At 59.7% G+C, this 6,971-nt stretch carries 7 protein-coding genes and 1 pseudogene; 1 reads left to right on the top strand and 7 read right to left on the bottom strand.

Annotated features, from left to right (window positions below; genetic code table 11):
- Positions 1-146 precede the first annotated feature (146 nt).
- The 4 genes and pseudogenes from betA to JCM12296_RS38450 form a co-directional block, all read right to left on the bottom strand.
- A pseudogene (betA, locus tag JCM12296_RS17275) lies at positions 147-1,804 on the bottom strand (choline dehydrogenase).
- Positions 1,801-2,598, bottom strand: coding sequence for a FadR/GntR family transcriptional regulator (locus JCM12296_RS17270; RefSeq protein ID WP_054695736.1), 798 nt, complete (start codon positions 2,596-2,598; stop codon positions 1,801-1,803). The pseudogene betA and the gene JCM12296_RS17270 overlap by 4 nt, the downstream one beginning before the upstream one ends.
- A gap of 142 nt (positions 2,599-2,740) precedes the next feature.
- Complete coding sequence (locus JCM12296_RS17265; RefSeq protein ID WP_054695734.1) at positions 2,741-2,992, bottom strand: type 2 periplasmic-binding domain-containing protein; 252 nt, start codon at positions 2,990-2,992, stop codon at positions 2,741-2,743.
- Complete coding sequence (locus JCM12296_RS38450) at positions 2,962-3,693, bottom strand: LysR family transcriptional regulator (protein ID WP_157067696.1); 732 nt, start codon at positions 3,691-3,693, stop codon at positions 2,962-2,964. The genes JCM12296_RS17265 and JCM12296_RS38450 overlap by 31 nt, the downstream gene beginning before the upstream one ends.
- Positions 3,694-3,905: 212 nt before the next feature.
- Here JCM12296_RS38450 and JCM12296_RS17255 point away from each other — a divergent pair, with 212 nt between their 5' ends.
- Positions 3,906-4,508, top strand: coding sequence for a superoxide dismutase (locus JCM12296_RS17255; protein ID WP_054695730.1), 603 nt, complete (start codon positions 3,906-3,908; stop codon positions 4,506-4,508).
- 115 nt (positions 4,509-4,623) lie between these two features.
- On the opposite strand, the gene JCM12296_RS17250 is transcribed toward JCM12296_RS17255, so the two are convergent.
- The 3 genes from JCM12296_RS17250 to JCM12296_RS17245 form a co-directional block, all read right to left on the bottom strand.
- Positions 4,624-5,574 carry a diguanylate cyclase gene (locus tag JCM12296_RS17250; protein ID WP_054695727.1) on the bottom strand — a complete coding sequence of 317 codons (951 nt, stop codon included), beginning with the start codon at positions 5,572-5,574 and terminating at the stop codon, positions 4,624-4,626.
- Positions 5,575-5,683: 109 nt separating this feature from the next.
- Positions 5,684-5,812 carry a hypothetical protein gene (locus JCM12296_RS47640; protein ID WP_281492040.1) on the bottom strand — a complete coding sequence of 43 codons (129 nt, stop codon included), beginning with the start codon at positions 5,810-5,812 and terminating at the stop codon, positions 5,684-5,686.
- The gene (locus tag JCM12296_RS17245) at positions 5,781-6,806 is read right to left on the bottom strand and encodes an aminotransferase class I/II-fold pyridoxal phosphate-dependent enzyme (protein ID WP_054695724.1); all 1,026 of its coding nucleotides are present in this window, start codon (positions 6,804-6,806) and stop codon (positions 5,781-5,783) included. Before JCM12296_RS17245 ends, JCM12296_RS47640 begins: the two co-directional genes overlap by 32 nt.
- Positions 6,807-6,971: the final 165 nt, after the last annotated feature.

The raw sequence follows: 6,971 nt of genomic DNA, 5'->3' as shown, positions 1-6,971 counted from the left end.
GGCGGCGGCAATGGCGTCCCGGGCATCCTCACGACCGCCCTCGGCCACCTGAACAAGGGTCGATCCATCATAGGGATTGATGATCGTGCGCTGCCGCCCCGAGCGTGCCGGCCGCCAGTTTCCATCGATAACCATTTCACCTCGGATCATACGCCTGCCACCTCCCCCTTCGGCTGATAGCGGTAGTACGGCAGCGGCTCCGGCGCCAGCGGCGTATTGCCGCGGATCAGGTCGGCGGCCTTTTCGGCGATCATCATCACCGGCGCGTAAATGTTGCCGTTGGTAACATAGGGCATGACCGAGGCATCCACGACGCGCAGATTCTCCACTCCGTGGACCCGCAGCCGTGGGTCGGTCACGGCCATGGCATGGGTGCCCATGGCGCAGGTGCAGCTGGGTGGTAGGCCGATTCGCCCTCGCGGGCCACGAAATCGAGGATGTCCTCGTCACTCCGGGCCCCTTCACCCGGTGCCAGCTCCGCGCCGCGGAATTCGTCGAAGGCCGGCTGGGTCATGATTTCCCGGGCCTTGCCGATGGCCTCCACCCATTCGCGGCGCTCCTGGTCGGTCGAGAGGTAGTTGAACCGGATGCTGGGATAGACGGTCGGATCGGCGGAAGTGATCTTCACCCGTCCGCGAACGTCGGTATTCATGGGACCGATGTGCACCTGGTAGCCGTGTCCCCCATGGGGCGACGAGCCGTCGTAGCGGATGGCCACCGGCAGGAAGTGGAACTGGATGTTGGGATAGGCCACCCGGTCGTTGCCACGGATGAAGCCGCCGGCCTCGAAATGGTTGGTGGCCGCCTCGCCGGTGCGGCCGAACAGCCATTTGAGACCGATCCACGGCTGGTTGTACCACTTGAGCGCCGGATACATGCTGACCGGCTTTTTGCAGGCATACTGCACGTACAGCTCGAGGTGGTCCTGCAGGTTGCGGCCCACCCCGGGAAGATCCTGGACAACACCGATGCCAAGGGAATTAAGATGGTCGGCCGCCCCCACCCCGGAAAGCTGCAGCAATTGCGGCGAATTGATGGCCCCGCCGCAACAGATAATTTCGCCACCGTAGGCGTGGTGCATCTTGCGGCCCTTTCTGTAGGCCACGCCGACGGCGCGTTTACCCTCGAACAGGATCCGGGAAACCAGGGTGTGGCATTTGATCGTCAGGTTGCGACGCTGCTTGACCGGGTGGACATAGGCTCGTGCCGCATTCCAGCGGCGGCCGCGATAGGTGGTGCGGTCGAACCGGCCGAAGCCCTCCTGCTGGAAACCGTTGACATCCCGGGTGAGCGGATAGCCCGCCTGGCGGACAGCCATGAAAAATGCATCGAACAGGGGATTGTCGCAGCCGGGCGTGGTCAGATAAAGGGGGCCTGTCGCGCCCGGGTAGGCATCGGCGCCGACCATGCGGCACTCGACGCGTTTGAAATAGGGCAGGCAGTGGGCGTAGGACCAGTCGGCCAAGCCGTCTTCTTGGGACCATTTCTCGTAATCCATGGCGTTGCCGCGAATGTAGATCATGCCGTTAATGCAGCTGGATCCGCCCAGCACCTTGCCCCGGGGCTGGTAGATCCGGCGGTTATGCATGAAGGGTTCGGGATCGGACTCGTACCACCAGTTATAGGTACGGCCGGTGAGCGGGTAAGTCAGGGCCGCGGGCATGTGGATGCGAAAATCGAGGCGATGGTCCGGTCGGCCGGCTTCCAGCACCAGTACGCGGTGCCGGGGATGGGTGCTCAGCCGGTTGGCCAGAACGGATCCGGCCGAACCGCCGCCGATGATAATAAAATCGTAGTGTTTCATGATGATCTTCCTTCGGGCCGGTCACCCGACGCGCTGTTCAAGGCAAGCGCTGCCTGAAGAACCGGTTCGTGTTGTTGCGTGATGCATTCACGCAGCAATGAATAATGTTGGCCGATGCACGACAAGGCCCGCATGGGCTCGGAGACGACAATGGCCTGGACGGTTTCCCGCCAGTTGGCCGCCACCCGCTCCCGATAGGCCGGGTTTTCGTACAAAGCATGGTCGTGGGAACTGAATCCCATCTGCAGGGCCGCCATCACCCACTCGAACAGCGGGCTGCGGGCCATGCGGACCAGCATGAGATTCAAGGTCCGGTCCAACTCCCCGGCCGCCACCAGATCGGGGTCTGCGCCGCGCATCAGGGCTTCGAAACGCAGCACCTCGGCAAGCAGGGCCGCTTTTTCATCGCGACTGCCGCGGGCGATGGCCAGCAGGGTAATGGAGCGGTCCATGCTCTCCCGAAACTCGATCAATTTCTCCGGTTCCACCGGGTGCTGTTTGAGAAAAAGCGCCAGGGACTCGGAGACGTTGGCCATTTCCAGCTGGCGCACATAGGCGCCGCCCTTGACCCCTTTACGCACCTCGAGCAGCCCCTTCTGCTTGAGAATCTTGATCGCCTCGCGCACCACGCCCCGGCCGGTGCCGAACTGGACCTGCATGTCCCGCTCGCTGGGCAGGCGCTCACCGGGTTTGAGGCGGCCGTCCAGGATGGCCGCCTCCAGGTTCAGGGCAATATCTTCGCTGGCCCGGCCACTCTGCACGGGGATGAATGGAGACTGGGGAAAATTTTCCATCTATTTGGTACTACCTTTTTTGCAATAAAAACGCTTAAACAGCCACTATTCAGCAGAAAATCCGATAATATCAACATAAATGGTACTACCTTTTAGTGCCATACTCGGGTTCGTCTGTCAAGTCGGTGTCTTTGTCGGGGGCCTACGCCGCCCGGACATCCATTACCGTCCAGGCCGGATCCTTTTGTTTCAGGTGCCCGGGCACGCCGGCCAGGATCGCGTCGCGCAGAAGCGCCAACAGACGGGTCTTGATTCCCTCGCCATGGGTGATGAGGCTCACCTGCCGGGCCGGAATCGGCTCTTTGAAGGGATGCAGCAACGCCTGAACATCGGTCGGCAGGGTCAGGGTGGCTAGCTCGGGAATCAGAGTCGCCCCATGGCCCGAGGCGACCATGCGGATGACCGCCTCCAGCTGCCGCCGATAAACTGCAGCCGGGCCGGATCGGCATCCGAATCCTCTCCACCGCCCGTGCAGGCCTGGATCAACTGGCCGGAAAGGCAGTGACCACCGTCCAGCAGAAGCATCTCCCCGGCAGCGATGTCATCGCGCGCTATATCGGGGTGACGCGAAAGGCGATGATTGGCGGCCACCAGCATGAAGGGGTTCGTAAAAAAGCGGCGTTTCGTTAATATCCTTGATCGAAAGGGGGGTGGCGGCGATGCCGGCATCCAGGGCGTCCCGGCGCAGGGCATCGACCATGTCGGCGGTGACGATCTCCCGCACCGCGATGCGCAGCTTGGGGTGATCGGCCAACAGGTCCGGAATAAAGCGCGGCAACAGATACGGCCCCAGCGTGGGGATGATGCCCAGGCGCAGCTCGCCGGACACGCCCTCGCGGGCGCGCGCACCACTTCGGCAACACCGGCGAGTTCCCGCAGGGCCCGATAGGCCTGCTGGATCACCCGGCGACCGATCGGTGTGGTCTGAACCGGCTTTTTGCTCCGATCAAAGAGCGCCACCCCCAATTCCCCCTCCAGCTTCTGAATCTGCATGCTCAAGGTGGGCTGGGTGATGAAGCAGTGCTCGGCGGCCTTTGAAAAGCTGCCGTAACGGTCTACCGCCACGAGGTATTCGAGTTGGGTATGCGTGATCATGGGCGTGGATTCGCGTCTTTGGTAGTGGTCTGTGCATATTATCAACAAAAACTATATTGATATAAGAATTATCGATTTGAATTATGTTATGGACACCCCCATTGTTTGTCAACCAAATGGTCCCCGCGCCCCTTGTCCTCCGGCAAGCGTTGATCATCAAGTAATTCACGCGGGGAATCGTCAACCGACGTCACACATGATGGAGGCCAATCATGAACCATACATTACCCGAACTTCCCTATGCCTATGATGCACTTGAACCGTATTTCGATGCCCGTACCATGGAGATCCATCACACCAAGCATCACCAGACCTACGTGGATAAACTCAACGCGGCCATCAAGGACCAGCCGGGGTTGGAAAATAAAAGTGCCGAGGCGCTGCTGAAAAACCTGGATGCGGTGCCCGAAAGCATTCGCACGGCCGTGCGCAACCATGGCGGCGGTCATGTCAACCATTCTTTCTGGTGGCCGATGCTCAAAAAGGATGTCGCCTTGGCAGGGCCCATCGCCGATGCAATCGGTCAGCAATTCGGTGGGTTCGATAAATTCAAGGAAACGTTCAGCAGCGCCGCGGGCCTGCTCTTTGGCAGCGGGTGGACTTGGTTGGTGCTGGATCAGGGCAAGCTTACCATCGTGGCCACCCCCAATCAGGACAACCCCATCAGTCAGGGGAAGACACCGATTCTGGGCATCGATGTATGGGAGCACGCCTACTATCTGAAGTACCAGAACCGTCGTCCGGATTACATCAACGCATTTTTCAACGTGATCAATTGGGAGCGGGTCAATGAGGTCTATACTGCGGCGGCCTGACAGTAATAGACGGATCCGCAAGCCTTGATCTTGGGCGCTTTGCGAATCCTGAGGAGCAGCAACTTGTTATGAAACTTTCAACAAATCAGAGCGCAAAGGGAGGATCTATAGGCGTTTAGTGACCGAACACCCGCCCCAGCACCCGGTTGCGCCCCTGCGCTTTGGCCCCATATAGCAACTGGTCGACCGTCTGGAGCAGCATTTCCGCAGTAACGGACGGTTTCGGCGGCGTCGCCGACAGGCTGGTAATGCCGAAGCTGGCCGTTATGCGGATCGTTTGCCCGGCCGCCTGAATGCCAAGCGATTCAATGATGCTGCGCAGCCGTTCCCCCAGCACCATGGCACCGGCGAAATCGGTTTCCGGAAGGATCACCAAAAATTCCTCTCCGCCATAGCGGCCGACCCAATCCACCTGCTGGCGAACGGCCGCCGCCAGGGAGCGGGCAAAAGACTGCAAGACATTGTCGCCGGCCAGGTGGCCATAGGTATCGTTGACCTTTTTGAAATGATCGATGTCACACATCAAAAGGGAAAATTCATGTCCGTAGCGGACCGCCCGCTGAATCTCCTCGGGCAGGCGCTGGTTGATGTATCCGCGGTTGTAAACGCTGGTCAACGGGTCGGTGACCGACATCAACTGGATTTCATCGACCGCGGCCTTGAGTGACTTTTCCAGTTGCAGAATCCGGATTCCGGTGTTGATGCGGGCCACCAATTCGGCATGGTGGGCCGGTTTGGTCAGATAGTCGTCCGCACCGGCGCCAAGGCCTGAAATGATGTCGTCCTTGCTGCCCTTGGAGGTCATCATGACCATGTAGACATACCGGCTGGGGCTTTCCCGGCGAATGGCCTGGCACAGTTCCGGCCCCTCCATTTTGGGCATTTCCCAGTCCGTCAGGACAATCGGGAAAAAGTGGCGCCGGAACAGTTCCAGTGCCTCCCGGCCGTCCGCGGCGACCGTCACGCGGAAGCCTTCCCGGGTCAGCAATTTTTCGAATAGCCGCCGGGAGATGGGGTCGTCATCGGCCAGCAAAATCGGATATTCGGCGTGGCTGTTTTCGTTCAATGGTCACATCCCTGAAAAATAATGCAGTCTAACAAATACATCGGTGAAAAGACAAGTGCCCACCGACTTCAAAACCATCGCCGGCGGGCACTTCCCCCTCTCCGATCCGTCAGAAAGCGCTTTCAAAGATCTCCTTGAGGCGCGTGACGCCCCAGGTGACCCGCTCGGCTTCGTAGGCCGGGAAGGTGAGGCGGATCAAGAGCCCCCTATCCTGCCATTGCCGTTTGAAATCCGGCACCACGGCCCCCCACCCGGCGGCGATATTGACACCGGCTTTTTTGGCGGCGGCAATGAAATCCGCCTGACGATCCGCGATGATCCCCTCGAACATCAGCGTGGCAAAGAAACCGCCGGTAAGGTCCGCGGGCAATGCATCCGGGAAATGGGTGCGCATCGCCGCGTTCAAAGCCTCCATGCGGGGTCGGTACAACTGGCGCAATTCCTCGAGATACGCCGCATAGTGGCCCGGCTTCGATGAAGTCGGCGATAAAGGCCTGGGTCGGCAAATTCGGGTTGATGCGCGTATTGGCAATCACCTGGGTCAGGTGGTCCACATACCCTGCGGGAACGATCATGTAGCCACATTTGGTTCCGGGCGAAATGGTCTTGGTAAATGAACTCGTGAGAATCGGTCCCGCATCGGAAATCGCGATACCGGCGTTCAGGTTGCCGTCATAGCGCAGATCCTGGTAGCAGATATCCCACACGCAAACGACCTGGTTATCCGCGCAGATGCGTTCAACAGCCTTGCGGTTCGCTTCACTGTAATTGATGCCGGTCGGGTTCTGGTGGAAGGGAATCCCATAAAACACCGCGACATTGGAATCCGCGACGATGGATGCGAGCTGTTCGAGATCAACGCCCTCGTCGGTCAGACGGACGCCGCTCACCGTGTGGCCGTAGCGCCGGGCATCGGAAAGGACCCGATCATAGGTCAATTCCTCGACGAGGATGTGGCTCTGCGGTGGAAGGGACTTGAAAAACAGGGAAATCACTTCCAGTCCGCCATTGCCCACGATCACGCGCTGCGGATCGACGCCGTGCTGCCGGGCGATGGTCTCGCGCAAGGGTTTGAAACCGGAAAAGTGCCCATACTGCAGCACCTCGGTGCCATAGCGCAAAATGGCCTTTTCGTAACCTGCGGCGGCCATGGGGATCAGGCGCGACAAGGCCTCTTCGGCCGGTACGCCGCGCAGAAAATTAATGGACGGTGACAACGCACTGCTGCTCACAAGAAAACTCCTTTGGTGGTGAATAGATGGAATAAGGGATGGTCAATGGGTGAAAACCGGAAAGCATCGGCCCCCACCGTTCAAGTGACCGTCAAACGGTGGTGTCATAATGGAAAAACGGTCTGACGGCAAGTCCGCAAACGTGTTTCGCTGCAGCGCCCCTCG

This window comes from Desulfosarcina cetonica JCM 12296, assembly GCF_001311845.1.
In the GTDB taxonomy this organism is placed as follows: Bacteria; Desulfobacterota; Desulfobacteria; order Desulfobacterales; family Desulfosarcinaceae; genus Desulfosarcina; species Desulfosarcina cetonica.
This window is presented reverse-complemented; position numbering and strand designations above follow the sequence as displayed.

Coding starts and splice junctions, on each gene's coding strand:
- JCM12296_RS17270 (WP_054695736.1), bottom strand. CDS start 2,598: ATGGAAAATTTTCCCCAGTCTCCATTCATCCCCGTGCAGAGTGGCCGG.
- JCM12296_RS17255 (WP_054695730.1), top strand. CDS start 3,906: ATGAACCATACATTACCCGAACTTCCCTATGCCTATGATGCACTTGAA.
- JCM12296_RS17265 (WP_054695734.1), bottom strand. CDS start 2,992: ATGGTCGCCTCGGGCCATGGGGCGACTCTGATTCCCGAGCTAGCCACC.
- JCM12296_RS38450 (WP_157067696.1), bottom strand. CDS start 3,693: ATGATCACGCATACCCAACTCGAATACCTCGTGGCGGTAGACCGTTAC.